Genomic DNA, 25,899 nt, shown 5'->3' with positions numbered 1-25,899 from the left:
GCTCACCGTTATCCACAGCCGCGCCTTTACGTCTGGGCGCGCACCGCCAGGATGGCGAAGGACTGGCCTTCCAGCACCGTGTGGTCGGCGTCGACCGAGGGATCGCCCCAGGCCAGGACCACGTCACCGGCGACGGGCACCTTCACCGCCTCGGGCCCGAGGTTGCATACGATGCGCAACCGCCCGCGCGACACGCTGATCCAGCGCTGGTCCTCGTCGTAGTCGACCGTGAGGTGCTCCAGCCACGGGTCGGCCAGGTCGGGGTCGCTGTGCCGCAAGGCGATCAGCTCGCGGTAGAGCCGGTGCACGCGGCCGTGCTCGCCCGAGTCGACCTCGTCCCACCTGAGTTTCGAGCGCCGGAACGTCTGCGGGTCCTGCGGGTCGGGGATCTCGTCGGCATCCCAGCCGTGTTCGGCGAACTCGGCCTTGCGCCCTTCGGCGGTGGCCTTGGCCAGCTCCGGCTCGGGATGCGAGCTGAAGAACTGGAACGGCGTCGACGCCGCATACTCCTCACCCATGAAAAGCATTGCGGTGAAGGGCGTCCCGAGCGCAAGCGCGGCCTTGATCGCCAGCTGCCCGCCGGTCAGGTTCTGTGACGGCCGGTCCCCGAGCGCCCGGTTGCCGACCTGGTCATGCGTGCAGGTGTACGCGACCAGCCGGGTGCCGGGGATGCCCGACTTTTCCGTGGTGTCCAGCGGCCGGCCGTGGCGGCGGCGCCGGAACGACGAATACGTGGCCGCGTGAAAGTATCCGTGGCGCAGCGTTTGTCCCAGCGTGGCCAGCGACCCGAAATCCGCGTAGTAACCCTGCCGCTCACCCGACACCGCGGTGTGGATGGCGTGATGGATGTCGTCCGCCCATTGCGCGGTCAGGCCGTACCCCCCACGGTCGCGCGCGGTGATCAGCCGCGGGTCGTTGAGGTCGCTCTCGGCGATCAGCGACAGCGGACGGCCCAACTGCTGCGACAGCCAATCGGTTTCGGTCGCGAGCTCCTCGAGGATGTGGATGGCCGTGGTGTCCACCAGGGCATGCACGGCGTCCAGCCGCAGCCCGTCGGCGTGGAAGTCGCGCATCCAGCGCAACGCGCACCCGATGATGTAGCGGCGTACCTCGTCGGAGTCGGCGTCGGCGATGTTGATGCCCTCGCCCCAGGGGTTGCTGGCCGACGACAGGTAGGGCCCGAACTTCGGCAGGTAGTTGCCCGACGGGCCGAGGTGGTTGAACACCGCGTCGATCAGCACGCCCAGACCCCGCGCGTGGCAGGCGTCGACGAACCGGACGAGGCCGTCGGGGCCGCCGTAGGGTTCGTGCACGCTGTACCACAGCACCCCGTCGTATCCCCAGCCATGCGTTCCGGCAAAGGAATTCACCGGCATCAGCTCGACGAAGTCGACGCCCAGGTCCACCAGGTAGTCCAGCTTCTCGATCGCGGAGTCGAAGGTGCCGGCCTCGGTGAAGGTGCCCAGGTGCAGTTCGTAGATCACCGCGCCCTCGACCGGCCGGCCCTGCCAGTCGTCGTCGGTCCACGCCGCGCCGGCCGGGTCCCACAGCTGCGAGCGCGCGTGCACGCCGTCGGGCTGGCGGGGTGAGCGCGGGTCGGGCAGCACGGTGGGATCGTCGTCGAGCACGAACCCGTAGCGGGCATCCGGCGCCGCGTCGACCCTCGTGTGCCACCAGCCGTCGTCGGCGCGCGTCATCGGGTGCACCCGGCCCTCGACGTCGAGCCGGACCGACTCCGGTTTGGGTGCCCAGACGCGGAATTCAGTCATGGTGACGCTCCAGCAGTACGACGGGCAGGTCGGCGAACAGCTGCGCGGCCGAGGTCGGGCCGTCCGCGACGGCACCGGTCAGGGCGTCCTTCCAGGTCCCGTCGGGCAGCGGCAGCACCGTGTTGCCCCAGCCGGTTTCGGCCAGCCGCACGGTCCAGCGGGTCACCGCGACCACGATGTCGTCGCCTCGGCGGAAGGCGAGCACGTGGTCGCCGGCGTCGCCGTCGGCCAGGACGGGCACGTAGTGGCCATGCAGGAAGGTTTCCGGGTGGGCGCGACGCACCCGGAGCGCCGTCGTGACCACCCGAATCTTGGGGTGCTCCAACGCCTTCAACGCGTCGCGCCGGGCCGCGTAGTCGACCGGCCTGCGGTTGTCCGGGTCCACGAGGCTGTCGTCCCACAGTTCCGTGCCCTGGTAGACGTCCGGTATCCCGGGCACCGTCAGGGCCAGCAGCTTCTGGCCCAGTGCGTCGCTGGCGGCGTGCGGGTTGAGCTGGACGACCAGTTCGGTCAGTTGGCCCGCCACCGGGCCGTCGAACACCTCATCCAGCCACCGGTGCACGGCGTCCTCAAACTCGGCGTCCGGGTCATTCCACGAGGTGCGCCAGGCCGCTTCGCGGATGGCCTTCTCGGCGTAGGCGTGCAGCCGCTGGCGCAGCTCTGCGGTGACCTCGCCGCCGACCGGCCACACGCCGAAGATGTTCTGCCACAGGAACTGTCCGGTGGCCCGGTCGGGTGAGGGCGCGTCGACCTCCCAGCGGGCGACGAACTCGGTCCACAGCGAGGGAACCTGCGACAGCACCCCGATGCGGGCTCGCACGTCCTCGCCGCGCTTGGTGTCGTGCGTGGTCAGCGTCGTCATCGTCTGCGGCCACAGGCGGGCGCGGGCGGCGGCGCTGTGATGGAACTCCGCCGCGCCGACGCCGAACCGGTGCGGTTCGCCGCCCACCTCGTTGAGCGACACCAGCCGGGCATCGCGGTAGAAGTAGCAGTCCTCGCTTGCCTTGGCGGTGACCGCGCCGCACAGCTGCTGCAGCCGGGTGGCCGGCTCGCCGCCGGAGGCCAGCGCCGCGGCGAGCACCTGCAGGGCGGGCCCCAATTCCGGTGCGCGCGCTTGGGTTTCGGCGAGCGCGGTCGGCATGATCGCCGACAGCCCCGGATAGTCGCAGCGGTAGACGCCGATATGGGTGAGCAGCGCGGCTACCGCGTCGGGCAGCCGTGGGTGATCGGCGCCGGCCGCCGCCACGACGGCGCGGCACAGCCGGCGCAGTTCGCTGGCCAGCGTGTCGGTGGCCGCGTGGATCTTCAGTTCGGACAACATCTGCGGCGCCGCGCCGTAGTCCAGGCCCGCCGACTCGACGAGCTCGGTCAGCGCGGGCGCGCCGCTCGGGTCGACGAACACGCCGCCGACCTCACGCAGCACGTCGTAGCCGGTGGTGCCGCCGACGGGCAGGGTGGGCTCGAGCGCCTCGTCGACCGCGAGGATCTTTTCGATCACGATCCACGTTTGCGGGCCAACCGATTCGCGCAACCACGCCAAGTAGCCGCAGGGGTCGGACAGCCCGTCGGGGTGATCGATGCGCACGCCGTCGACGAGTCCCTCGGCCACCCAGCGGGCGACCTCGGCGTGGGTCGCGTCGAACACCGCGCGGTCCTCCTGGCGCAGCCCGGCCAGCGAGGTGATCGAGAAGAAACGCCGGTAGCCGCACACGCCGTTGCGCCAGCCCACCAGCCGGTAGTGCTGGCGATCGTGCACCTCGGGTCCGGTCCCCTCCGCGGTGCCGGGCGCCATGGGCAGGGCCAGGTCACCCAGCCGCAGCAGGTCACCATCGACGTGCAAGTCGGCGGCGTCGTCGTCGGAACCCAGGATCGGCAGCACGATGCGGCCGTCCGCGTCGAGGTCCCAGTCGATGTCGAAATACGTTGCATAGTCCGAGGACCGGCCGTGCGTCAGCACGTCCCACCACCACGCGTTCTGCTGGGGCTGGTCGATCCCCACGTGGTTGGGCACGATGTCGACGATCAGGCCGATGCCGCGCTCGCGCGCCGCCGCCGACAGCCGTTCCAGCCCATCGCGGCCGCCGAGCTCGGGGGAGACCGTCGTCGGGTCGGTGACGTCGTAGCCGTGGTTGGACCCGGTGGCCGCGGTCATGATCGGGGACAGGTAGAGGTGCGACACCCCGAGCTCGTCCAGGTAATCCAGCAGATTTTCCGCGTCGGCGAAGGTGAACGCGAACCCGCTGGCCTCACCCCGCAGCTGCAGCCGGTAGGTCGACAGTATGGGTAAGGCCATGCGTCACATGGTCTTACGTAATACCAGAAGTGAACGTGAACCCACCACGATCTGCTCCTCGGCGTTCATCACCTGGGGGCCATCGTCTTTGACGCCCACCTGGTCGTTGGTGTCCAGTTCCACGGTCCACTCCTGCGCATATTCGTTGTTCGGCAGTACGAACTGCACCGGCTCCTCGCCGGCGTTGAAGCACAACAGGAATGAGTCGTCGACCACCCGTTCGCCGCGTGCATTGGGTGCGGTGATCGCCTCGCCGTTGAGGAACACCGCCACACACTTGTGAATGCTTGCACCCCAGTCCTCGTGCGTCATCTCGCGGCTGCTCGGATTAAGCCAGGCGATGTCGCGCACGTCGTCGCCGCTTCGGATCGGCTCACCCTCGAAGAACCGGCGGCGGCGGAACACCGGGTGGTTCTTGCGCAACTTGCTCACCTTGCGCGCGAACGCCAGCAGGTCCGAATTCTTGTCCACCAACGACCAATCCATCCAAGACAATTCGGAGTCCTGGCAGTACACGTTGTTGTTGCCGTTCTGGGTGCGGCCCAGCTCGTCGCCGTGCGCGATCATCGGCGTGCCCTGACTGAGCATCAGGGTCGCCCAGAAGTTACGCATCTGGCGGGCGCGCAGCGCCAAGATCTCCGGGTCGTCGGTCGGTCCCTCGACGCCGCAGTTCCATGAGCGGTTGTGGCTTTCGCCGTCCCGGTTGTCTTCGCCGTTGGCCAGGTTGTGCTTTTCGTTGTAGGAAACCAGGTCGTTGAGCGTGAACCCGTCGTGGGCGGTGACGAAGTTGATGCTGGCGCTCGGGCGACGGCCGGTCGCCTCATACAGGTCCGACGACCCGGTCAGCCGGGACGCGAACTCGCCCAAGGTTGCGGGCTCGCCCCGCCAGTAGTCACGCACAGTATCGCGATACTTCCCGTTCCACTCCGTCCACAAACCCGGGAAATTTCCGACCTGGTAGCCACCCTCGCCGACGTCCCACGGCTCGGCGATCAACTTGACCTGGCTGACAATCGGATCCTGCTGCACCAGATCGAAGAACGCGCTCAATCGGTCGACGTCGTGCAGCTCCCGCGCGAGCGTGGCGGCCAGATCGAAGCGGAACCCGTCGACGTGCATCTCGGTCACCCAATAGCGCAGCGAGTCCATGATCAGCTGCAGGACGTGCGGGTGGCGGGCGTTGAGGCTGTTGCCCGTGCCCGTGTAGTCCTTGTACAGGCGCAGATCCTCGTCGACGAGCCGGTAGTAGGCGGCGTTGTCGATGCCGCGGAAGTTGATCGTCGGGCCGAGGTGATTGCCCTCGGCGGTGTGGTTGTATACCACGTCGAGGATGACCTCGATGCCGGCTTCGTGCAGCGCACGCACCATCGACTTGAACTCGGCGACGCTCGCGTTGCGGTTGGCCGCGTATTGATTGTGCGGCGCGAAGAACCCGAAAGTGTTGTAACCCCAGTAGTTTCGCAAGCCGAGGTCCAGCAGCCGCGAGTCGTGCATGAACTGGTGCACCGGCATCAGCTCCAGCGCGGTGACGTTCAGCGACTTGAGGTAGTCGATGACCACCGGGTGAGCCATGCCGGCAAAGGTGCCGCGAAGTTCGGCGGGGATGCCCGGGTGGGTCTGGGTCATGCCCTTCACGTGGGCCTCGTAGATCACCGTTTCGTGGTAGGGGGTGAGCGGCGAACGATCCGAGCCCCAGTCGAAGAAGGGGTTGCTCACCACGCTGGTCATGGTGTGGCCCAGCGAGTCGACCATCGGGGGAGTCCCGGGGTCGGCGTCATCGCCGTCGGGGTGGACGGCCTTCATGTCGTAGGAGAACAGCGCCTGGCCGAAGGTGAACTCGCCGTGGAACGCCTTGCCGTACGGGTCGAGCAGAAGCTTGCTCGGGTCGCAGCGGTGGCCGGCGGCCGGATCGAAGGGCCCGTACACCCGGAAGCCGTAGCGCTGGCCCGGGGTGATGTTCGGCAGATAGGCATGCCAGACAAAGCCGTCAACCTCGTCGAGCGGGATGCGCGATTCCGCCCCGGCGTCGTCGATCAGGCACAACTCGACCCTCTCGGCGATCTCGGAGAACACCGAGAAGTTGGTCCCCGCCCCGTCATACGAGGCGCCGAGCGGATAGGGGTTCCCCGGCCATACGGTGGCCAGTTTCGGCTGCTGATTACCAGATACGCCTGCTGCTGAAGCGTGATTGTCGGTCGGCACCACTCGACCTTAGTCGCGGTCAGCGGCGCCGGGCGCGTTCACCACCAACCGGTGTTGGCGGCGATCTGGCCGCCCAATTCACCCGCCATGGTCCGCACGTAGGTGGGGGTGAGGTGGTGCGCGCCGTGGTAGATCAGCACGTTGCCCTCGACCGGGCGGCACACGTCGGCGCGGCAGATGGCGTCGGACATGTCGAGCACCTTCAGCAGGGGGAACTGTGTGACGAAGTCGAGGGTCTGGTTGCGGTCGGACAACACGTCGGATCGCTTGATCGCGCACGACTGGGGGTTGCCGCCCTTCTTGGCCAGGCAATCCGCCGGATCGAACGGCTGGCCGTTTTTGACCAACCAGGGGGTGTCGCGCATGCCGAGGATCGGAATGTTGTTGTCGGAGAACCGCTGCCAGATTCCGATGTACGTCGCCGGCATCACGTCACCGGGCTTGATGTTCCACGGCCGGGTGGTCGTGGTGAACACGTAGTCGGGGCGATCGGCGATCACCTTGTCCATCGCCTGTTCCACCCACTCCCGGCACTGCGGGTAGGCGAGGTTGTTGCCCATGATCAACGGGACTTCCTCGGTGGACAGCGGGCAGCCCATCTTGAGATATGTCGTCACCTTGAAGTGGTGCATCCGGCCGAGCAGGCTCAGCGCGGGCAGCCAGTGCTCGGCGTGGGACCCACCCGCCAGCGCGATCGTGCGGTCCGCGGTCGTGTCGCCGTAGGTGCACACCACCACCGCGGGGTTGACGAAGTCGCTGATGCAACCGTCGCGGGTGGAGGACGGCAGGTCGTCCTTGACCTCCAGCACGCTGGGCCGCATCGGCAACGCCGGTACCCGCACGTGCTCGGTCAGGGCGCGGGCCCCCGGATAGTCCTGCGGGTTGAGCACGCTGAGCTCCTTGCCCGCGGCCCGCAGGACGGTGACGTGCTGGCGCCACGTGAACGACGTCGCCGTCAGCGTGACGCCCAGCAGCACGATCGCCGTTCCCAGCGCCATCGTGGGCCTGGGCAGGTGGGCCAGCCAGGCGGGCGCGGGCGCCGGTGCCCTCCCGGCGGTGCGGTAGCGCAGCGGATCCTCGACGAGCCGGGTGGTCAGGTATGCCAGCAGCCCCGAGACCAGCAGCACCGCCGTGCCTTCGACGAAGTTGGCGTGCCGGTGCCCGGTGAAGGACAGCCAGAAGATCAGCAGCGGCCAGTGCCACAGATAGAGCGAATACGCCATCGCGCCCAATGCGACCAGCGGCCCGGTGGCCAGCAGCCGGTTCGGCAGCGGCAGCCGGTCCTTGGCTGCGGGATCGCCCTGCAGGCCGGCCCCCGCGAGGATCATCAGCGTGGTGGCCCCGACGGGCACCAGCGCCCACGGGCCGGGGAATTCCTCCACGCCGTCGATCAGGGCCCCGCACGACGCGATCGCGGCCAGCGCGGCGGTGGCCAACAGCGTGCGCAACCACATCGGCCAGCGGATGGACGGCACCAGCGCACCGACGAGCGCCCCCACCAACAGCTCCCAGGCGCGCGCGAAGCTGTTGTAGTAGGCGGCGGCCTGGTCGCTCTGGTGCGCGACGATCGCGTAGACGAACGACGCGACCGTCAGCGCCGTCAGCAGCACCAGGAACAGGGTGCGCAGGCGGGCGCCCAGCCGACGGCGGAAGAGGTACGCGCACCCGGCGACCAACAGCAGGAAGGCGACGTAGAACTGGCCCTGCACCGACATGGACCAGACGTGTTGCAGGGGGCTGACGGCTTCGCCCGCGCGCAGGTAGTCCGACGCGGTGCTGGCCAGCTCCCAATTCTGGTAGTAGCCGAGGCTGGCGAGGCTCTGGTCGGCGAAGGTCTCCCAGCGGGTTTCCGGCTGCACCAGAATGGTCAGCACCGCGCACCCGGCCAGCACCACGACGAGAGCCGGGACCAGGCGGCGCACGAGCCGGATCACCTCCGCCACCGGCGACAGGGTGGCGGCCGGGTTCAGCGCCGCGCGAATGATCTTGCCGCCGAAGAAGAATCCCGACAGCGCCAGGAACACGTCGACGCCGCCGGAGACCCGGCCGAACCAGACGTGGAACACGGCGACCAGCGCGATCGCGATGCCGCGCAACCCGTCGAGGTCGTAGCGATAGAACCCCGTCTTACGCGCTCCCGAAGTGACCGGTTTCGCGGTCGCGACCGGTCGGGGAGGCAGGGACAGGGTCGGCATGATTGACCGCTAATTTACCGAAAACCGCCACCCGCTCCCGGTCAGGAGCAGGTGGCGGTGTTGAAAACACCCCGGGAAGCGCCGGGAATTACCGGGCGGTGCCGGCCGCCGGGGGCAGGAACGGAGATTGCTGGGGCGGCAGCAGCTGCACGGGGGCCTGTTGCGGCGACGCTTGCTGGGTCGGCAGTTGCTGCATCGGGGTCTGCTGCAACGGCGCCTGCTGCAACGGTGCCTGCTGCAGCGGCGCCTGCTGCAACGGTGCCTGTGGCGCCGGGTGTTGCTGCATCGGGGCCTGCTGCAGCGGGGCCTGCGCGGACTGTTGTTGCAGCGGCGCCTGCTGCACCGGGGCCTGCTGTGTCGGCAGTTGCTGGACCGGCGGCTGCTGCAGCGGGGCCTGCTGGGCCGGCAGTTGCTGGGTCGGCGCCTGCTGCACCGGGGCCTGCTGTGTCGGCAGTTGCTGGACCGGTGGCTGCTGCAGCGGGGTCTGCTGCGTCGGCGCTTGCTGCGCGGGCAGTTGCTGCGGCAGTTGCTGGGCCGGCGTCGACGGGACACCCAGGACCCGGACCAGGTACGGGGCCATGCCGTTGGCGCGCACCGGCGAAACCTGCACGACGTCGCCCACCTCGAGCATCTGGTTGTTGCCCAGGTACATCGCCACGCTCTGGGTGCCCTCGGGGCCGTAGAAGATCAGGTCGCCCTTGTGCGCCTGCTGCGGCAGCACCTTCTGGCCGACCTTGTACATCGCCCCGGACGAGCGCGGCAGCTTGATGCCGGCGCCGGCGTAGGCGTATTGCATCAGGCCCGAGGCGTCGAATCCGACGGTGTTGATGCCCGTCCCGGTGCCGCGGGTGGGGCCGTTGATGCCACCACCGGCCCACGAGAACGGCACGCCGCGCTGCGACAGCCCGCGCGCGATCACCACGTCGGTGGCCTGCTGGTAGTCCATCGACCGGGCGCCCGGGTCGGCGGACGCGACGACGGGGGCGGCGGCCACCGGGGCCGCGACGATCGCCAGACCGATCGCGAAGGCGTAGATGCGTTTCATGTCCTTGGCCTCTCAGGGCTCTCTGGCCTCAGCGCGGTGACTTCACGCGTCCGCCGCCGTTGCATGACTTGGGCGAGAGCCTCCACATTGGGGCCGACGCCGCTGCATGACCTTTGCGGATGTGAACAGCGGGGGAAGCCCCTGTTTTCACATCAGTCACTGCAACCACTCTGACAACAACGCTTGTTAGCCGCCAGCCTCCGGCGGGATTTTTTGTCGTACCGTGACCGGAAGGTGACTGGGCGGGCGAATCCCGTATGCGCAGTTGTGATTTGGGTCTCAGCGTGGGGCCCGGAGCGCCCGACGGCCGAACCGCGGTGGCGGGGCGCCTACACCCAGTAGCGTTCGCTGAACATGGTCAGCAGGGACCCGGCGACGGAGCTGACCATGATCAGGGTGAGGGCCAGCACGGGCCAGAAGGACATGTACCAGCCCTTCAGCATGGACACCAGAGGGCCGACTACGGCGGCGGCGATCGCCGCACCGATTCCGCCCCACACCACCGGGCGGATGTAGTAGTCGATCCCGAAGGGCACCGGTCCGCAGGTCTCGTCGGCGCACACGTGCTCGAGGAAGCCGAACAGGCGGGTCGGCCACGTCGTCGCGGTGGCCAGCAGGATGAGCACGGCCAGCAACACGACGGTGCAGGTCACATCCCATGCGGCCAGCCGCAGCCGGATGACCCGTGGCGCTTCGTCGTCGTAGTCGACCAGGGGGGAATTGGGGTCCTTGGTCGGATAGGGGCCCGTGGCGGGTTTACCGGGCGGGTGCGGCGTAGCCATCGGGTCCCATGCTCCACGATGGGCGGAGTTTGTGCGACTCGGCTGCTTTACCCTCGATCACTATGCCTGCGGCGAGGGCCGGGCTGACGCCCGAGCAGATCAGCGCGATCGACGCTGCGCACGTGTGGCACCCGTACAGCACCATCGGCAGCGAAGCCGTCGCGCCGGTGGTGGCGGTCGCCGCCCGGGGCGCCTGGCTGACCCTGATCCGTGACGGCAGGCCGATCGAGGCGCTGGACGCGATGAGCTCCTGGTGGACTGCGATCCACGGGCACGGCCACCCCGAGCTGGACGCCGCGCTGACCGCGCAGCTGGGCGTGATGAACCACGTCATGTTCGGCGGGCTCACCCACGAGCCGGCCGCGCGGCTGGCGCAATTGCTGGTGGAGATCACCCCGCCGGGGCTGGACACCGTCTTCTTCAGCGACTCCGGATCGGTGTCGGTCGAGGTCGCGGTCAAGATGGCGCTGCAGTACTGGCGCGCCCGCGGCCGGCCCGGCAAGTACCGGCTGATGACCTGGCGGGGCGGCTACCACGGGGACACCTTCACGCCCATGAGCGTCTGCGACCCCGACGGCGGGATGCACTCGTTGTGGACCGACATCCTGGCCCGCCAGGTGTTCGCCCCGCAGGTGCCGCGCGACTACGACCCGGCCTACAGCGCGGCCTTCGAGCAGCAACTCGCGCGGCATGCCGGAGAACTGGCGGCGGTCATCGTCGAGCCCGTGGTGCAGGGCGCGGGCGGGATGCGTTTCCACGATCCCCGCTATCTGCGCGACCTGCGTGAGCTGTGCCGACGGCACGGCGTCCTGTTGATCTTCGACGAGATCGCGACCGGCTTCGGCCGCACCGGAGCGCTCTTCGCGGCCGACCACGCCGGGGTGAGCCCGGACATCATGTGCGTCGGCAAGGCGTTGACCGGTGGATATGTCACCCTGGCGGCCACGCTGTGCAGCACCGAGATCGCGCACACCATCAGCGCCGGCGAGGCCGGCGCGCTGATGCACGGCCCGACCTTCATGGCCAACCCGCTGGCCTGTGCGGTCTCAGTGGCCAGCGTCGAGCTGCTGCTCGGCCAGGACTGGCGTGGGCGGGTCGCCGGCCTGTCCGCCGGGCTGGCGGCCGGCCTCGAACCCGCCCGCGCGCTGACCGGCGTGACCGACGTGCGGGTGTGCGGCGCGATCGGCGTCATCGAGTGCGCCCGCCCGGTCGACCTGGCCGTCGCCACCCCGGCGGCGCTGGACAACGGCGTCTGGCTGCGCCCCTTCCGCAACCTGATCTATGCGATGCCGCCCTACATTTGCACGCCAGACGAGATCGCCCAGATCACCTCGGCGATGGTTCAGGTCGCCCAGCTCGTCCGCTAGCAGTGACGACCCGCAGCGCCCGGCATCGCCGCGCTCGCGGTCGCCACCGGGCTAATGGTGACGACCCGCAGCGCCCGGCATCGCCGCGCTCGCGGTCGCCACAGGGCTAATGGTGACGACCCGCAGCGCCCGGCATCGCCGCGCTCGCGGTCGCCACAGGGCTAATGGTGACGACCCGCAGCGCCCGGCATCGCCGCGCTCGCGGTCGCCACTAGGCTGATCCCCGATGAAGGCACCGATCGAGACGTCACCGCTGTCGTGGCTGGAGGCCGTGGAGAAGCAACGCCGCGAGGCCGGGCTGCGTCGCTCGTTGCGGCCCCGCCCGGCCGTCGCCACCGAGCTCGATCTGGCCTCCAACGACTACCTCGGACTGTCACAGCATCCCGACGTGATCGAGGGCGGCGTCGCGGCGCTGCGCATGTGGGGCGCCGGGGCAACCGGCTCGCGGCTGGTCACCGGCGACACCGAACTGCACCAGCAATTCGAGTCCGAACTGGCCGAATACGTCGGCGCATCGGCGGGCCTGCTGTTCTCGTCGGGATACGCCGCCAACCTGGGTGCCGTCGTCGGCCTGTCCGGCCGGGGCGCCCTGTTGGTGTCCGACGCCCTGTCGCATGCCTCCCTGGTCGACGCCTGCCGGCTGTCGCGGGCCCGCGTGACCGTGACCCCGCACCGCGACGTCGCCGCAGTGGAGGAGGCCCTCGCCTCGCGCGCGGAGGAACGCGCCGTCGTCATCACCGAGTCGGTGTTCAGTGCCGACGGCGCGCTGGCGCCGCTGCGGGAGCTGCACGAGGTCTGCCGTCGCCACCGCGCGCTGCTGATCGTCGACGAGGCCCACGGCCTGGGCGTGCGCGGTGACGGGCGCGGGCTGCTGCACGAGCTCGGGCTCGCGGGCGCCCCCGACGTGGTGATGACCACGACCCTGTCCAAGGCGCTGGGCAGTCAGGGCGGCGTGGTGCTCGGCCCCGCGGCGGTGCGCGCGCACCTGATCGACGCGGCGCGGACGTTCATCTTCGACACCGGCCTGGCGCCGGCGGCGGTGGGCGCCGCCCGGGCCGCGCTGAGCGTGCTGCGGGCCGAACCCTGGCGGTCCGGGGCGGTGTTGCGGCACGCCCGCATCCTGGCCGGGGCCTGCGACGTCCCCGGTGTCCCGCAGTCGGCGGTGGTGTCGGTGATCCTCGGCGACCCGGAGGTGGCCCTGGCCGCCGCGACCGCCTGCCTGGACGCCGGCGTGAAGGTCGGCTGCTTCCGGCCCCCGACCGTGCCCGCCGGGACCTCCCGGCTGCGGCTGACCGCGCGCGCGTCGCTGGACGCGGCCGAACTCGACCTCGCCCGGCGCGTGCTCACCGAGGTGCTCGCCGTGACGCGCCCTTGACCGTCCTGGTCGTCACCGGCACGGGCACCGGCGTCGGCAAGACCGTCGTCACCGCGGCGCTGGCCTGCCACGCGCGCCAGGCGGGCATGGACGTGGCGGTGTGCAAGCCGGTCCAGACCGGCACCGACGCCGGGGACGACGACCTCGCCGAGGTCGTCCGGCTGTCCGGCGTGACGGAGGTCGCCGGCCTGGCCCGCTACCCGCAACCCCTGGCGCCGGCCGCCGCGGCCGAGCAGGCCGGCGCGACGCTGCCCACCGGCCGTCAGCTGCTGCGGCTGATCGCCGGCCTGGACCGCCCCGGCCGGCTGACCCTGGTCGAGGGAGCGGGCGGGTTGCTGGTCGAACTCGCCGACGCGGGCGTCACCCTGCGCGACCTGGCGGTCGAGCTGGCCGCCGCGGCGCTGGTCGCGGTCACCGCGGAACTGGGGACTCTCAACCACACCGCCCTCACTCTGGAAGCGCTTGCCGCGCACCACGTTTCGTGCGCCGGCCTGGTGATCGGCAGCTGGCCGGCAAGGCCCGGACCGGCGGAGACCTCGAATCGCTCGGCCCTGGACCGGCTGGCGCCGGTGCGGGCGGCGCTGCCCGCGGGGGCGGGAGCGATGGACGCCGCGGCGTTCGCGGACATGAGCGCGGCGGCGTTCGACCGCGACTGGGTCACCGCGCTGGTCCGCTGATGGTCCATTCCATCGAGCTGCTCTTCGACGGCGAGACCGAGGCGACGATCCGTGGGCTCTGGGAGGCGCTGTCCGGCGCCGGGATTCCGGGCCAGGCGCCCGCCGGGCGGCCGCACGTCACGCTCGCGGCGGCCGACCGCATCGCCGGGGAGGCCGACGCCGCCCTGCGGCCGATCACCCAGCGGCTGCCGCTGGGCTGCGCGGTCGGCGCGTCACTGCTGCTCGGGCGGTCCAACGCGATCCTGGCCCGGCTCATCGTGCCCACGGTCGAGTTGCTGGCGTTCCACGCGGACGTGCACCGGTTGTGCGGCGAGCACCTGGCACCCGCGCCGGCGCCCACCAGCCTGCCGGGCCAGTGGACGCCCCACGTCACGCTGGCCCGCCACGTCGGGGGACCGGCGCTGGGCCGGGCGCTACGCATCGCGGGGCGCCCGCCGCTGGTCGAGGGCAGCTTCGCCGGCCTGCGGCACTGGAACGGCGAGAAGAAGGTGGACTACCTGATCGGCTAGCCGCCGAACAGTAGATACAGGCCGGTGAAGGTGTAGCCGACCATGACCAGCATCATCGTCAGCTGGCCGGTGAGCTGGTGGCCGCTCGGCAGCAGCCGCAGCGCCTTGTCGTGCGCCGCGATCACCGCGACGATGTGGCCGGTCACCACGCAGGCCACCTTGATCCCGGCCAGCACCGGCGGGTGGGTGGACAGCACGTAGGCCACCTGCTGGTGCGCCAGCCCGAGCACATTCCAGCCGCGGCCGAACGGGTCGGCCAGCGCGAACACGGCCTGCTGCCCGCGCTCGACCAGATAGGTCAGGTAGTGGGCGAAGATGTAACCCACCACGATCGGGATCAGGGAATGCGCCATCTGGCCCGGCAGCGCACGGCGTTGCTGCGAGTCCACGCCGCCCGTCGCGCGGGCGGCGAGCGAAAACGTCACCGCCACAACGGAAATGAAGACGATCAGCCCGGCGGTTCGGAGCACCGACGACGACAGCGTCGGGGTCAGGCCCATGCCGCGAGAAAGGCCGTCGGCGAAGCCGCGCCACGTCGGCGACGACGAGAAACTGTCGAACGCCGTCGACCCGAGCAGCACCGCGAGCAGCACGACCACGCCGGGCCGCACGGGCAACGACGGCAGATGATCGAGCGGGTTGCCGACGACGATTTCCCCGCTTCGCGGGTTGCGGCGAATCGGTGACAGGCGGGACACCGCCATGCTGTACACGCCGAACGGGTCGGCCCGGGCCAGCCAGCGCTGGCCGCACAGCCAGGCGCCCACCAGCATGGCCGCGGCATAGGCGCCCAGCCACGCCCGCACCGCCGGCAGCGATGCCGGGTCGGGGCTGGCGAGTTCCATCCAGACGAACGCGAACAGGCCGAGCGCGGCCGGGCGGTAGCCCCAGCGTTCGGGATAGGACCACCGCGCACGGTGCAGGCGCTCGGACGTGGCGCGCCGCAGCAACAGGTACACGGTCCGCATCGGCGAAAGGACCCGCCAGACCGGGCCGAACAGCAGCGACATCGCCACCAGCCCGACCCACAGCAGCACGTAGAACACCCCGAGCAGGGCGTTGGTCTCCGACCGCGGGCCCCACACCCCGGCCGCCACCGCCCACGCCCCGAAGATCAGCCCCAGCGCGGCCGCCGTCCACCGCGTCGCCCGCGCGTCGACCACGGCGGTCACCACCGCCGGCAGCGGGCGGCCCGGCTTGCCCGGGTCGAACCGCGGCCGCCGCCAGGCGAACGCCACGAGCGCGAAGGTGAACGTCAGCGCCCACGCCGCGCCGACCATCGCGTACAGGTACGGCACCGGCAGGTCGCCGGATCCGCCGAGACCGTGCGCGAGCACCACCGTCGCGCCACGGGAGCTCACGGCTGGACTTGGATGGTCGCGATCGTGCGGTTCAGATGGTGCAGTTCCACCTCGACGTTGCCGGGCACGTCGACGCTGAACTGGAACGTCTGGTTGGCCGCGACCGCCACCGGGAACCTGTTGTCGGGCGTCGAGTGCACGTGCAGCTCGTCTGCGGCGTCGCTGGTGACGTGCAGGGTGATCGGCTGTTTAACCCTGGCCTGCAGGGCGGCGTTGGTCGGGGTCACCTGGCCGTTGGCGATGGTGATGTAGACGTCCAGGCCGGCCGGCGGCGGCTGGGCCGGCCCTTTTGCGCCGCAGGCGACCAAGGCCCACACCAGTGCCGCCGCCCACGCCGCCGTGAGGGCGCTACGAATCGCCATCGATCACGCCGCCTGGCGGGTGCCGGGCACGGTGTGCTTCTCCTCCTCCGGCCGCCTGGGCAGGTTTTCGTAGTTGTTGATCCGGCCGGCGCCCCAGGTGAGGGCGCTGATCACCATCAGCGTCAGGAACAGCACGACGATCCCACCGGCGGTGAACAACCAGGCCGGCGCGCTCTGGTCGCGTTCGCGCTGCAGGATAGTGGCCTCCAGCACGAAGGGCCGGGTGCTGGACGCCAGCGCCGGGACCTCGGGCGCCGGGATGGCGTCGTCGGCCGGCTCGTAGATCGGGACGGCCGTCATCGTGCGGCCGTCCTGCACCCGCAACAGCGTCTTCCAGTCTCCCCACACCGGGACCGGCTGGGTGGACCGATAGTGCCCCGGCCCGACCTTGGCGAGCTTGTCGATCATCAGGCCACGGTCGTTCTGCATCCGCCCTTGCCAGGACAGGATCGTCAGCCAGTCCGGGTGGTCACTGACCATGGTCGTCGGGGAGATCATCACGTCGGCCGACACCATCCGCTGCCCCGCCGGACTCGGGAGATCCGTCAACGTCACCGTGGCGGTGTTCTGGCCCGGCACGAGGATGTGCAAGCCGTTGGCCACCGCGACGCCGATCACCAACACCGCCGCGGCCACCACCGAGATGCCGACCCCGCGGCTCGGCAGGCGCCGGCCGGTGAGGACCAAGCCGAATAGCGCGCCGCATACCCCGGTCAACGCCGCGACGGGCACCGACATCGCCAGCGCCTCGCCCCACATGCTCGTCGGCCACGGGTAGTGGTACACCGCCCCGATCCATAGCGACTCCAGCCACAGCCCCACCGTGGCGACCGCGAGGCCGCAGACCGCGCCGAAGGCCACCGGACGCTTGATCAACGGGGTCAGCGCCACCAGCTCGACGACGAGGGCGGGACCCAGGTACAGCGGGAACCAGTTGATCGGGGCGCCCAGGATGGGGCCGACCAGCACCGCAACCGCGCCCCGCAGCGCGATGGCGAACACCGCCGCGATGATCGCGGCGCCGCGTCCCATCGTCATGCGGGCGGCGACGGCCGCCAGCGCGGACGCCGCGGCGATAAGCATCGGCTGAAACACCAGCCGGAACTGCGGGACCCCGAAGTCGAACTCGATCTGGTAGACGGACAGGCCGATGAACAGCCCGCCGAAGGACAGATAGCGCAAGAAGGTGATGAAGGCGCCGTGGATTCCCTCATCGGCTTCGTGGGCCTCGCCTTCACGCTCCAGCATCAGCACCGAGAAGAGCGAGAAACACGCCCCGCCGATCATCATCAAATGCGTTGGGCCCCAGAGAGTTACGTCTTGTCCGAAGATCCGGTGCCAGATGTCGTCGAGGGGGAACCCGATCATCGCGTACATCCCGCAGCCCGCCATCAGAAGGCCGCCCACGGGCGCGTACCAGTTGCGCGTGATGCGCACCGCCGCGGGGCCCGGCTTGTCGAACGGCAGCACGACCGAGACCATGCCGGCGACGAAGATTCCGAACAGGCCGATGATGATGAAGTAGTGCGCGGGGTTGGCCAAGGGGCCGGGGTCGCGCCCGTTGCCGATGTGCCAGCTGACGTCCCAGATGAACCCGAACAGGGCACAGATGATGAACGTCGTGAAGATGAGGACCGGAAGTGCCACCCAATTGGGCCGGTGGAACTTCTCGCCCAGCTTGTCGGCGATCCGGGTCAACCACTCGATCCGATGGGTGCGGTGGGCATGACCGACCCACAGCATGCCCGCGGCGATCACCACCGCCGCGACCGACAGGCCGATCACCTGATTCAGTCCCGCGCCCCGCGCCGGTGGCTCGGCGAGCAGCATCAGCCCCGTCGACGTCATCGTTGTGCCCTCCCACACTCGCGTCCGGTCCAGCCGATCGCTAACTTACTTCGGAGTAAGTTAGCGATCCGGTGTCTGTTCGCGGAATGCCCCAGCGGGCGTGTCGTCAATCACGTTTTTCGTCGGCGCCGTGGCGGGCTTCGGAGCCGCCCGGCGCTGCGTCGCCGTCGCCGGCGCGACGGTCCTTCAAGGCGACATACAAGATCACGGCCACGACCACCACCGCCGGCAGGAATGCCGGAATCGCCAGCAGGAGCATGTGGTGGGCGACGTACACGGCGTGCGGATCGGTCATGGTGGTGAGATACCCCGGCGGACGCTGTCTTCTGCGGCCGTTACCCTACTTTGAACACTTTTATTCGCGCTGCCACCACGTGGCAGGGGTGGCCGCATGCTCGGCCAACGACGATGCAGGGGAGTACTGGTGACTCAAGCGGCCACTCGACCGGCGACCGGCGCCCACGGCGCAGACATCCTGGCGGTTGCCCGCGACCAGGTGCTCGAGCGCGGTGAGGGACTGAGCCGGGAGCAGGTGCTGCAGGTGCTGCAGCTGCCCGACGACCGGCTCGACGACCTGCTGGCGCTGGCCCATGAGGTGCGCATGCGCTGGTGCGGCCCCGAGGTCGAGGTCGAGGGCATCATCAGCCTGAAGACGGGCGGCTGCCCGGAGGACTGTCATTTCTGCTCGCAGTCGGGGTTGTTCGCCTCCCCGGTGCGCAGCGCCCGGCTGGACATTCCCAGCCTGGTCGAGGCCGCCAAGCAGACCGCCAAGTCGGGTGCCACCGAGTTCTGCATCGTGGCCGCCGTGCGCGGCCCCGACGAGCGGCTGATGACCCAGGTCGCGGCCGGCATCGAGGCGATCCGCAACGAGGTCGAGATCAACATCGCCTGCTCGCTGGGAATGCTGACCGCCGAGCAGGTCGAGCAGCTCTCGGCGATGGGCGTGCACCGGTACAACCACAACCTGGAGACGGCCCGCTCGTTCTTCACCAACGTCGTGACCACCCACACCTGGGAAGAGCGCTGGCAGACCCTGTCGATGGTGCGCGACGCCGGGATGGAGGTGTGCTGCGGCGGCATCCTGGGCATGGGCGAGACGCTCGAGCAGCGCGCGGAGTTCGCCGCCGAACTGGCCGAGCTGGGGCCCGACGAGGTGCCGTTGAACTTCCTCAACCCGCGGCCCGGCACGCCGTTCGGCGACCTCGAGGTGCTGCCGGTGGCCGAGGCGCTGAAGTCGGTGGCCGCTTTCCGCCTGGCGTTGCCGCGCGCGATGCTGCGGTTCGCCGGGGGCCGCGAAATCACCCTGGGTGACCTGGGCGCCAAGAAGGGCATCCTGGGCGGCATCAACGCGGTGATCGTCGGCAACTACCTGACCACGCTCGGCCGTCCGGCCGAAGCCGATCTGGAACTGCTGGACGACCTGCAGATGCCCATCAAGGCGCTCAACGCCACCCTGTAAGAGACGTGGCGACTGTGGTTGGGGATCTTGGTGCTCCGGTCAGTGCCGGCGTCTACAACGTCTACACCGGGGAATTGGGGGGCACCGCAGTGCCGACAGCGGCGCAGTTGGGCCTGGAGCCGCCCCGGTTCTGCGCGGAATGCGGACGCCGGATGGTCGTGCAGGTTCGCCCCGACGGCTGGCGGGCGCGGTGCTCGCGGCACGGTCAGGTCGACTCCGTCGACCTGGAGGCCCACCGGTGACCCAGCCCGCGGAAACCGCGCCCCCCGCGACCGCCCCGGCCACGTCCCGGACTCGCGCCATCGCCGTCGCCGCTCTGGGCTCCCTGGCGCTCGGTGTGCTGATCGGCGGGCTGTGGGCGTGGATCGCGCCGCCCATCCACGCCGTGGTGGCGCTCACCCGCGCGGGTGAACGGGTCCACGACTATCTGGGCACCGAGTCGGAGCACTTCTTCGACGCGCCGTGCCTGATGCTCGGTCTGCTGACCGTGCTCGCCGTGGTGGCCCCGGTGCTGGCGTGGCAGTGGCGTGTTCGGCGCGGACCGGGAATGGTGGTCGCACTCGCGATCGGCATGATGACCGTCGCCGCGGCCGCGACGGCGACCGGGGCGGCGTTGGTGCGGCTCCGCTACGGCGCACTGGACTTCGACGCGGTGCCGCTGTCGAAAGCCCCGTCGGTGGCGTATGTCATCCAGGCGCCGCCGGTGTTCTTCGCGGGCCATCCGCTGCGGGTGGCGCTGACCCTGCTGTGGCCGGCCGCTATCGCCGCGCTGCTCTATGCGGTGTTTGCGGCCGCCGACGCCCGCGACGACCTGGGCGCCTATCCTCCGGGCGGCCGGTCTGGCGACGCGCTGCCGGTGGGAGCCGGGGGCGCACCGGACACGCCCCTGTCATAGCGGACGGCGGTGAATCCTCCGGCCGAAGATGACCTTGGCGGCGATCTTGGCCAGGCGCGCCATCCCGACGTAGGTCATCGGGTGGAACATCGTCGGCCAGGTGGTCCGGATCAGATGCTCGGTCAGCGGCCGGCGGTCGAACCGGTCCGTGAGCCAGCGCAGCGTCATCGGAGCCGACAGCGGGTGTAACAGCATGTGCTCGTTGAACGCGTCGCGATGGTAGGTGACCTGGGCGCCGCCTGCCGAATAGGCGTCGGCGAGCACGTCGATGTCCTTGACGTCGATGAGGTAGTCGTGGACCGCCTGCACGATCAGCACGGGCGGCGTCGGGACGGCCGCACCCAGCTTGATGTTCTCGAACACGTGGGTGACCTCGGGCGTCGAGAGGATGCTCTCGAGCGGCTCGTCGAGGTAGTCACCCATGTTCTTGCCGGCCATCCGGATGACCGCCTCCACGGTGGTCATCTTCTCGAGCGATTCGAGCAGGGCGCGCCCCTCCTCGTTGCTGTGCTCTTTGATCACCCGGTCCAGCTCGGGGTAGATGTGGGCGAGCGCGGCCACCACCAGCGCGGGCAGGCCCGACAGGAAGCTGCCGTTGAGCCTGCGGAAGGTGTTGCCCAGGTCGCCGACTGGTGATCCCAGCACCGCCCCGACGACGTCGAGCTCGGGCGCGTACTCGGCGCACAGTTCGGCGGCCCAGGCACTGGCCAGGCCGCCGCCGGAGTAACCCCACAACCCGATCGGCGCCGACGGGGACAACCCGAGGCGGTCCGAACCCAGCGCCGCCCGGATGCCGTCCAACACGCGATAGCCGGGCTCGTACGGCGCACCCCAGAGGCCGTGCAGGCCCTCGTGGTCGGGCACCGAGACGGCCCAGCCCTCGGCGACGGCGGCGGCGATCAGGAAGTACTCGAACTGACCGATGGCCCCCAGGGCCTTCGCCCTGCGCCGGAGCGCGTAGGACGGGAAGCAACGCGACGACACGGCGTCGATCGCGCACTGGTAGGACAGCAGCGGGCAGGGCCGTTCCGGGGCGAGCTCGGCCGGGACGATCACGGTCGTCACGGTCGCCTCGGGCTCGCCGTTCATGTCCATCGTCCGGTAGAGCAGCTGCACCGCCTTGACCGGCTGTGGAATCAGGCCCAAAAACGCCAGCTCCACGTCGCGCGAGCGCAGCACCGTCCCGGGCTCGGCGTGTTGGAACCCCAGTGGTGGCTGGTAGAACGGGTCGTCCGAGGGCAGCAGCGGGCGTACTTTGCGCTGCAATTCCTCGTGTGGGGGCCGGGCGATCCACTCCGCCCCGCGTGTGCCTGCCAGATTGCCGAGCTCAGCCATTGAGGCTCCCTTCTAGGCCACCCGGCATTCTCGCCCATGAACGGCAGGTAACCAAAACGCAATCGCCGCATCGTGGGCGACTTCTCGCCGGGAAAGGCAGTCAGGCGCGCCACGGTTGCCGATTCACCTGTGTCCCCCGACCGGGCTTTCCGCAAACTTGCCGGGTCGGGCGCCGCGGGCCGTCAGACCTGGCCTGGCTGCCCGGGGGGCCGCAGCGCGGCGAATTCGTCGGTGACCCGCAGCCGGGAGTCGGTGAAGTGGTACAGGGCCGCCGGCCGGCCTCCGCTGCGACCGGACTGCGCGATGGTGCCGGTCTGGCTGATCACGCCGCGGCGGACCAGCACGCGCTGCAGGTTCGTCGCGTCGACCTGGTAGCCCAGCGCGGCGCCGTAGATGTCGCGCAGCGTGGACAACGCGAATTCCTTTGGCGCCAAAGCAAACCCGAGGTTGGTGTAGGACAGCTTGGCGACCAGCCGGGCGTGGGCGTGGGTGACCATCGGGCCGTGGTCGAACGCCATCTCGGGCAGGCAGCTCACCGGGTGCCACCGCGTGTCCGGCGGCAGCTCGGGGGTGGCGGGGGAGGGCACCAAGCCCAGGAAGGTCGAGGCGATCACCCGGGCGCCCGGCACCCGGTTCGGATCGGAGAACACCGCCAGCTGTTCCAGGTGCGCCAGCTCCTTGAGGTCCACCTTCTCGGCCAGCTGCCGGCGGACCGAGCTGGTCATGTCCTCGTCGTTGCGCAGCCGTCCGCCCGGCAGCGACCAGGCACCGCGCTGCGGGTCCCTGGCGCGCTGCCATAACAGCACGTTAAGCTGCGGTTTCTGTATTCGCGGGCCGTCCGTTACCTGGCGAACCTGAAACACCACCGCAAGCACCTCGTGTTCAGTGCTAGTATGGGCCATGTTTTCGATTATAAGTCGAAAACCTCCTGGGCTGAAAGGAGCCGCCGTGACGGTTATGAATCGCATGGACACGCTCGCCGAAGACATGATGGCCGACGTCACCAACACGCCCACCGGTTACACCGGTGTGGAGGGCGACGAGCAGTGGGCCGCGGAGATCCGCCGCCTGGCGAAGCTGCGCGGTGCCACCGTGCTGGCGCACAACTACCAGCTGCCCGCGATTCAAGACGTCGCCGACCACGTGGGGGATTCGCTGGCCCTGTCGCGGATCGCCGCGGAGGCGCCCGAGGACACCATCGTGTTCTGCGGGGTGCACTTCATGGCCGAGACCGCCAAGATCCTCAGCCCCGACAAGACGGTCCTCATCCCGGATCAGCGGGCCGGCTGCTCGCTGGCCGACTCGATCACCGCCGACGAGCTGCGCGCCTGGAAGGACGAGCACCCCGGCGCCGTCGTCGTCTCCTACGTCAACACCACCGCCGCGGTGAAGGCCCTGACCGACATCTGCTGCACGTCGTCCAACGCGGTCGACGTGGTGAACTCGATCGACCCCGACCGCGAGGTGCTGTTCTGCCCGGACCAGTTCCTGGGGGCCCACGTGCGGCGGGTGACCGGCCGCACGAACATGCACGTGTGGGCCGGTGAATGCCATGTCCACGCCGGGATCAACGGCGACGAGCTGTCCGAACAGGCCAGGGCGAATCCCGACGCCGACCTCTACGTGCATCCCGAATGTGGTTGTGCCACTTCGGCGTTGTACCTCGCCGGCGAGGGTGCCTTCCCGGCGGACCGGGTCAAGATCCTGTCCACCGGCGGCATGCTCGACGCCGCGCACCAGACCCGGGCCCGCAAGGTGCTGGTGGCCACCGAGGTCGGCATGCTGCATCAATTGCGCAGGGCCGCACCCCAGGTCGATTTCCGCGCGGTCAACGACCGGGCGTCCTGCAAGTACATGAAGATGATCACGCCCGCGGCGCTGTTGCGCTGCCTGGTGGACGGCGCCGATGAAGTCGACGTCGACCCCGAGATCGCGGCGGCGGGCCGGCGCAGCGTGCAGCGGATGATCGAGATCGGTCAGCCGGGGGGCGGCGAATGACCGCCCGCCCGGCCTGGACCGACAGCGCCGACGTCGTCGTCATCGGTACCGGCGTCGGGGGATTGGCCGCCGCGCTGGCCGCCCACCGCGCGGGGCGCCGCGTCGTCGTGCTGAGCAAGGCCGACCAGGCGCGCGGGGCGACGGCCACGCACTACGCCCAGGGCGGCATCGCGGTGGTCCTGCCCGACAACGACGACTCCGTCGAGGCCCACGTCGCCGACACCGTGGCTGCCGGCGCCGGCCTCTGCGATCCCGACGCGGTGACCTCCATCGTCGCCGACGGCTATCGGGCGGTGTCCGAATTGGTCGGTGCCGGAGCGCGATTCGATGAGGCGGCCCCGGGCCGCTGGGACGTGACGCGTGAGGGCGGGCACTCGCGGCGGCGCATCGTGCACGCTGGGGGCGACGCCACCGGCGCCGAGGTGCAGCGCGCGCTCGACCACGCCGCCCGGCTGCTGGACGTCCGCACCGGCCACGTCGCGCTGCGTGTGCTGCACGACGGCGCGGCCGTGACCGGCGTGTCCGTCGGCAACCGCGACGGGTACGGAATCATCGACGCGCCGGCGGTCATCCTGGCCTCCGGTGGCCTCGGGCACCTCTACGGCGCGACCACCAATCCCGCGGGCTCGACGGGCGACGGCATCGCGCTGGCGCTGTGGGCCGGCGTCGCGGTCAGCGACCTCGAGTTCATTCAGTTCCATCCGACGATGCTGTTCGGTGGGGGCGGCGGCCGGCGTCCGCTGATCACCGAGGCGATCCGCGGTGAGGGCGCGATACTGCTTGACCGGCAAGGCAAGTCGGTCACCGCGGGTGTGCACCCGATGGGCGATCTGGCGCCGCGCGACATCGTCGCCGCGGCCATCGACGCGCGGCTGAAGGAAACCGGTGACCCGTGCGTCTTCCTCGACGCGCGTGGCATCGCGGGTTTTGCGACCCGGTTCCCGACCGTGACCGCCGCGTGCCGGGCCGCCGGCATCGACCCGGTCCGCCAACCCATCCCGGTCGTACCGGGGGCGCACTACAGCTGCGGCGGCGTCGTCACCGACGTCTTCGGGCAGACCGAACTGCCGGGGCTGTTCGCCGCCGGCGAGGTGGCGCGCACCGGCATGCACGGCGCCAACCGGCTGGCGTCCAACAGCCTGCTGGAAGGCCTGGTGGTCGGCGGGCGCGCCGGCAAGGCCGCGGTCGCGCACGCACTGGCGGCAGGGCGCGTCCGGGCCACAGAGTGCGAGCCGTCGGTCCACACCGCGCCGGACCGCCGCGAATTGCAGGCCGCGATGAGCCGCGACGCTTCGGTGGTGCGCGACGCCGCCGGGCTGAACCGGTTGTCCGACGCGCTCTCGGCGGCCCGGGTGCGCACCATCGCCGGCCGTCGCGACTTCGAGGACGTCGCGCTGGCCGTGGCCGCCCGCGCCGTGACCGCCGCCGCCCTGGCGCGCAGCGAGAGCCGGGGCTGCCACCACCGAGCGGAACACCCCGAGCCCACGCCGGAGCAGGCGCGCAGCAGCGTGCTGCGGCTGGCCGACGACGGGAACTCGGTGTTGGCGGAGGCGCTGGCGGCGGTGGGCTGATGATGCTGCCCGACGAACGTAGCGCCGCTCAGGACACCATCCGGCGGGCTCTTGAGGAGGACCTGCGCTACGGGCCCGACGTCACCACCCTCGCGACGGTGCCCGCCGGCGCGGTGGCCACGGCGTCGATGGTGCCCCGCGAGGCCGGCGTGATCGCCGGCGTCGAGGTCGCGCTGCTGGTCCTCGACGCCGTCCTCCCCGGTGGCTACGAGGTGGTGCACAGCGTCGAGGACGGCGCCCGGCTGCAGCCCGGCGAGCCGGTGCTGACCGTGCGCGCGGACACCCGCGGCCTGCTGACCGCCGAGCGGACCATGCTGAACCTGGTCTGCCACCTGTCGGGCATCGCCACCACGACGGCGGCCTGGGTCGACGCCGTGAACGGCACCAAGGCCAAGGTCCGCGACACGCGCAAGACCCTGCCCGGGCTGCGTGCGCTGCAGAAGTACGCGGTGCGCGTCGGCGGGGGAGTCAACCACCGGATGGGCCTGGGGGACGCGGCGCTGATCAAGGACAACCACGTGGTGGCCGCGGGATCGGTCGTCGACGCGTTGCGGGCGGTCCGCGACGCGGCGCCCGATCTGCCGTGCGAGGTGGAGGTCGATTCGCTCGAGCAGCTGGACGAGGTGCTGGCCGAGAAGCCGGAACTGGTCCTGCTGGACAACTTCCCGGTGTGGCAGACGCAGATGGCCGTGCAGCGCCGGGACACGCGCGCACCCGCCGTCCTGCTGGAGTCCTCCGGCGGGCTCAGCCTGGACAACGCCGCCACCTACGCGGCCACCGGGGTGGACTACCTGGCCGTCGGCGCGCTGACGCACTCGGTGCGCGCGCTCGACGTCGGCCTGGACATGTAGGCCCT

Annotated in this window: 21 protein-coding genes and 1 pseudogene; 10 read left to right on the top strand and 12 right to left on the bottom strand. The window is 70.3% G+C overall.

Features of this window, described 5'->3' with window-relative positions; genetic code table 11:
• Nucleotides 1-26 precede the first annotated feature (26 nt).
• The 6 genes and pseudogenes from treZ to C1737_RS07660 all read right to left on the bottom strand — a co-directional run bounded on the left by treZ (nt 27) and on the right by C1737_RS07660 (nt 10,286).
• Nucleotides 27-1,769 carry a malto-oligosyltrehalose trehalohydrolase gene (gene treZ, locus C1737_RS07685; protein WP_102417639.1) on the bottom strand — a complete coding sequence of 581 codons (1,743 nt, stop codon included), beginning with the start codon at nt 1,767-1,769 and terminating at the stop codon, nt 27-29.
• On the bottom strand, nt 1,762-4,062 hold the full coding sequence (treY, locus tag C1737_RS07680) for a malto-oligosyltrehalose synthase (protein WP_102417638.1): 2,301 nt from the start codon (nt 4,060-4,062) through the stop codon (nt 1,762-1,764). Before treY ends, treZ begins: the two co-directional genes overlap by 8 nt.
• A 3-nt stretch (nt 4,063-4,065) precedes the next feature.
• Nucleotides 4,066-6,264, bottom strand: a complete 2,199-nt coding sequence (gene glgX, locus C1737_RS07675) for a glycogen debranching protein GlgX (protein WP_068098527.1) — start codon at nt 6,262-6,264, stop codon at nt 4,066-4,068.
• A gap of 38 nt (nt 6,265-6,302) precedes the next feature.
• A complete protein-coding gene (locus C1737_RS07670; RefSeq protein WP_102417637.1) occupies nt 6,303-8,459 on the bottom strand; it encodes an acyltransferase family protein in 2,157 nt (718 codons plus the stop codon).
• A 373-nt stretch (nt 8,460-8,832) separates the two neighbouring features.
• Nucleotides 8,833-9,504 (bottom strand): annotated as a pseudogene (gene ripD, locus C1737_RS07665) (NlpC/P60 family peptidoglycan-binding protein RipD); the annotation flags it as partial.
• A gap of 329 nt (nt 9,505-9,833) precedes the next feature.
• On the bottom strand, nt 9,834-10,286 hold the full coding sequence (locus C1737_RS07660; protein ID WP_067923306.1) for a hypothetical protein: 453 nt from the start codon (nt 10,284-10,286) through the stop codon (nt 9,834-9,836).
• A 62-nt stretch (nt 10,287-10,348) separates the two neighbouring features.
• On the opposite strand from C1737_RS07660, the gene C1737_RS07655 reads away from it, so the two are divergent.
• The 4 genes from C1737_RS07655 (at nt 10,349) to C1737_RS07640 (ending at nt 14,214) form a co-directional block, all read left to right on the top strand.
• On the top strand, nt 10,349-11,653 hold the full coding sequence (locus tag C1737_RS07655; protein ID WP_102417635.1) for an adenosylmethionine--8-amino-7-oxononanoate transaminase: 1,305 nt from the start codon (nt 10,349-10,351) through the stop codon (nt 11,651-11,653).
• A gap of 226 nt (nt 11,654-11,879) precedes the next feature.
• Entirely contained in the window at nt 11,880-13,028 is a 1,149-nt protein-coding gene (locus C1737_RS07650; RefSeq protein WP_067923312.1) for an 8-amino-7-oxononanoate synthase, read from the top strand.
• A complete protein-coding gene (gene bioD / locus C1737_RS07645) occupies nt 13,025-13,705 on the top strand; it encodes a dethiobiotin synthase (protein ID WP_102417634.1) in 681 nt (226 codons plus the stop codon). The genes C1737_RS07650 and bioD overlap by 4 nt, the downstream gene beginning before the upstream one ends.
• A complete protein-coding gene (locus tag C1737_RS07640; RefSeq protein WP_102417633.1) occupies nt 13,705-14,214 on the top strand; it encodes a 2'-5' RNA ligase family protein in 510 nt (169 codons plus the stop codon). Before bioD ends, C1737_RS07640 begins: the two co-directional genes overlap by 1 nt.
• Here C1737_RS07640 and C1737_RS07635 read toward each other — a convergent pair.
• From C1737_RS07635 to C1737_RS07620, 4 genes are all read right to left on the bottom strand, one after another.
• Nucleotides 14,211-15,575, bottom strand: a complete 1,365-nt coding sequence (locus C1737_RS07635; protein ID WP_102417632.1) for a hypothetical protein — start codon at nt 15,573-15,575, stop codon at nt 14,211-14,213. The two genes, C1737_RS07640 and C1737_RS07635, sit on opposite strands and share 4 nt — an antisense overlap.
• A complete protein-coding gene (locus tag C1737_RS07630) occupies nt 15,572-15,937 on the bottom strand; it encodes a hypothetical protein (protein ID WP_102417631.1) in 366 nt (121 codons plus the stop codon). The genes C1737_RS07635 and C1737_RS07630 overlap by 4 nt, the downstream gene beginning before the upstream one ends.
• Before the next feature lie 3 nt (nt 15,938-15,940).
• Nucleotides 15,941-17,785, bottom strand: coding sequence for a hypothetical protein (locus C1737_RS07625; RefSeq protein WP_102417630.1), 1,845 nt, complete (start codon nt 17,783-17,785; stop codon nt 15,941-15,943).
• A 106-nt stretch (nt 17,786-17,891) separates the two neighbouring features.
• Nucleotides 17,892-18,080: a hypothetical protein gene (locus C1737_RS07620; protein ID WP_102417629.1), complete on the bottom strand. Its 189-nt coding sequence runs from the start codon at nt 18,078-18,080 to the stop codon at nt 17,892-17,894.
• A gap of 129 nt (nt 18,081-18,209) precedes the next feature.
• Here C1737_RS07620 and bioB point away from each other — a divergent pair, with 129 nt between their 5' ends.
• Genes bioB through C1737_RS07605 form a run of 3 tightly spaced genes read left to right on the top strand, consistent with a single transcriptional unit; the run spans nt 18,210 to nt 20,139 of the window.
• Nucleotides 18,210-19,244, top strand: a complete 1,035-nt coding sequence (gene bioB, locus C1737_RS07615; RefSeq protein ID WP_067923331.1) for a biotin synthase BioB — start codon at nt 18,210-18,212, stop codon at nt 19,242-19,244.
• 14 nt (nt 19,245-19,258) lie between these two features.
• The gene (locus tag C1737_RS07610) at nt 19,259-19,486 is read left to right on the top strand and encodes a hypothetical protein (protein WP_067923353.1); all 228 of its coding nucleotides are present in this window, start codon (nt 19,259-19,261) and stop codon (nt 19,484-19,486) included.
• A gap of 59 nt (nt 19,487-19,545) precedes the next feature.
• Nucleotides 19,546-20,139, top strand: a complete 594-nt coding sequence (locus tag C1737_RS07605; protein WP_233214713.1) for a DUF2567 domain-containing protein — start codon at nt 19,546-19,548, stop codon at nt 20,137-20,139.
• Here the strand turns inward: C1737_RS07605 and C1737_RS07600 are convergent.
• Nucleotides 20,134-21,474, bottom strand: a complete 1,341-nt coding sequence (locus C1737_RS07600) for a lipase family protein (RefSeq protein WP_102417627.1) — start codon at nt 21,472-21,474, stop codon at nt 20,134-20,136. The genes C1737_RS07605 and C1737_RS07600 overlap by 6 nt on opposite strands.
• Before the next feature lie 182 nt (nt 21,475-21,656).
• On the bottom strand, nt 21,657-22,376 hold the full coding sequence (locus C1737_RS07595; protein WP_068098483.1) for an NUDIX domain-containing protein: 720 nt from the start codon (nt 22,374-22,376) through the stop codon (nt 21,657-21,659).
• Between the two features lie 46 nt (nt 22,377-22,422).
• On the opposite strand from C1737_RS07595, the gene nadA reads away from it, so the two are divergent.
• The 3 genes from nadA to nadC are packed head-to-tail and all read left to right on the top strand — an operon-like array spanning nt 22,423 to nt 25,894.
• Nucleotides 22,423-23,472 carry a quinolinate synthase NadA gene (nadA, locus tag C1737_RS07590; protein WP_102417626.1) on the top strand — a complete coding sequence of 350 codons (1,050 nt, stop codon included), beginning with the start codon at nt 22,423-22,425 and terminating at the stop codon, nt 23,470-23,472.
• Nucleotides 23,469-25,043, top strand: a complete 1,575-nt coding sequence (locus tag C1737_RS07585; RefSeq protein ID WP_102417625.1) for an L-aspartate oxidase — start codon at nt 23,469-23,471, stop codon at nt 25,041-25,043. Before nadA ends, C1737_RS07585 begins: the two co-directional genes overlap by 4 nt.
• Entirely contained in the window at nt 25,043-25,894 is an 852-nt protein-coding gene (gene nadC, locus C1737_RS07580; RefSeq protein WP_068098480.1) for a carboxylating nicotinate-nucleotide diphosphorylase, read from the top strand. Before C1737_RS07585 ends, nadC begins: the two co-directional genes overlap by 1 nt.
• The last annotated feature ends 5 nt before the right edge of the window (nt 25,895-25,899 follow it).

Source organism: Mycobacterium sp. 4858, from assembly GCF_900240975.1.
Classification (GTDB): Bacteria; Actinomycetota; Actinomycetes; order Mycobacteriales; family Mycobacteriaceae; genus Mycobacterium.
The sequence above is the reverse complement of the archived record's forward strand: the minus strand, read 5'-3'. Positions and strand labels throughout refer to the sequence as shown.

Coding starts and splice junctions, on each gene's coding strand:
- C1737_RS07640 (WP_102417633.1), top strand. CDS start 13,705: ATGGTCCATTCCATCGAGCTGCTCTTCGACGGCGAGACCGAGGCGACG.
- C1737_RS07655 (WP_102417635.1), top strand. CDS start 10,349: ATGCCTGCGGCGAGGGCCGGGCTGACGCCCGAGCAGATCAGCGCGATC.
- treZ (WP_102417639.1), bottom strand. CDS start 1,769: ATGACTGAATTCCGCGTCTGGGCACCCAAACCGGAGTCGGTCCGGCTC.
- C1737_RS07595 (WP_068098483.1), bottom strand. CDS start 22,376: ATGGCCCATACTAGCACTGAACACGAGGTGCTTGCGGTGGTGTTTCAG.
- C1737_RS07620 (WP_102417629.1), bottom strand. CDS start 18,080: ATGACCGATCCGCACGCCGTGTACGTCGCCCACCACATGCTCCTGCTG.
- C1737_RS07585 (WP_102417625.1), top strand. CDS start 23,469: ATGACCGCCCGCCCGGCCTGGACCGACAGCGCCGACGTCGTCGTCATC.
- C1737_RS07650 (WP_067923312.1), top strand. CDS start 11,880: ATGAAGGCACCGATCGAGACGTCACCGCTGTCGTGGCTGGAGGCCGTG.
- nadC (WP_068098480.1), top strand. CDS start 25,043: ATGATGCTGCCCGACGAACGTAGCGCCGCTCAGGACACCATCCGGCGG.
- C1737_RS07600 (WP_102417627.1), bottom strand. CDS start 21,474: ATGGCTGAGCTCGGCAATCTGGCAGGCACACGCGGGGCGGAGTGGATC.
- C1737_RS07625 (WP_102417630.1), bottom strand. CDS start 17,785: ATGACGTCGACGGGGCTGATGCTGCTCGCCGAGCCACCGGCGCGGGGC.
- C1737_RS07670 (WP_102417637.1), bottom strand. CDS start 8,459: ATGCCGACCCTGTCCCTGCCTCCCCGACCGGTCGCGACCGCGAAACCG.
- C1737_RS07660 (WP_067923306.1), bottom strand. CDS start 10,286: ATGGCTACGCCGCACCCGCCCGGTAAACCCGCCACGGGCCCCTATCCG.
- C1737_RS07630 (WP_102417631.1), bottom strand. CDS start 15,937: ATGGCGATTCGTAGCGCCCTCACGGCGGCGTGGGCGGCGGCACTGGTG.
- treY (WP_102417638.1), bottom strand. CDS start 4,062: ATGGCCTTACCCATACTGTCGACCTACCGGCTGCAGCTGCGGGGTGAG.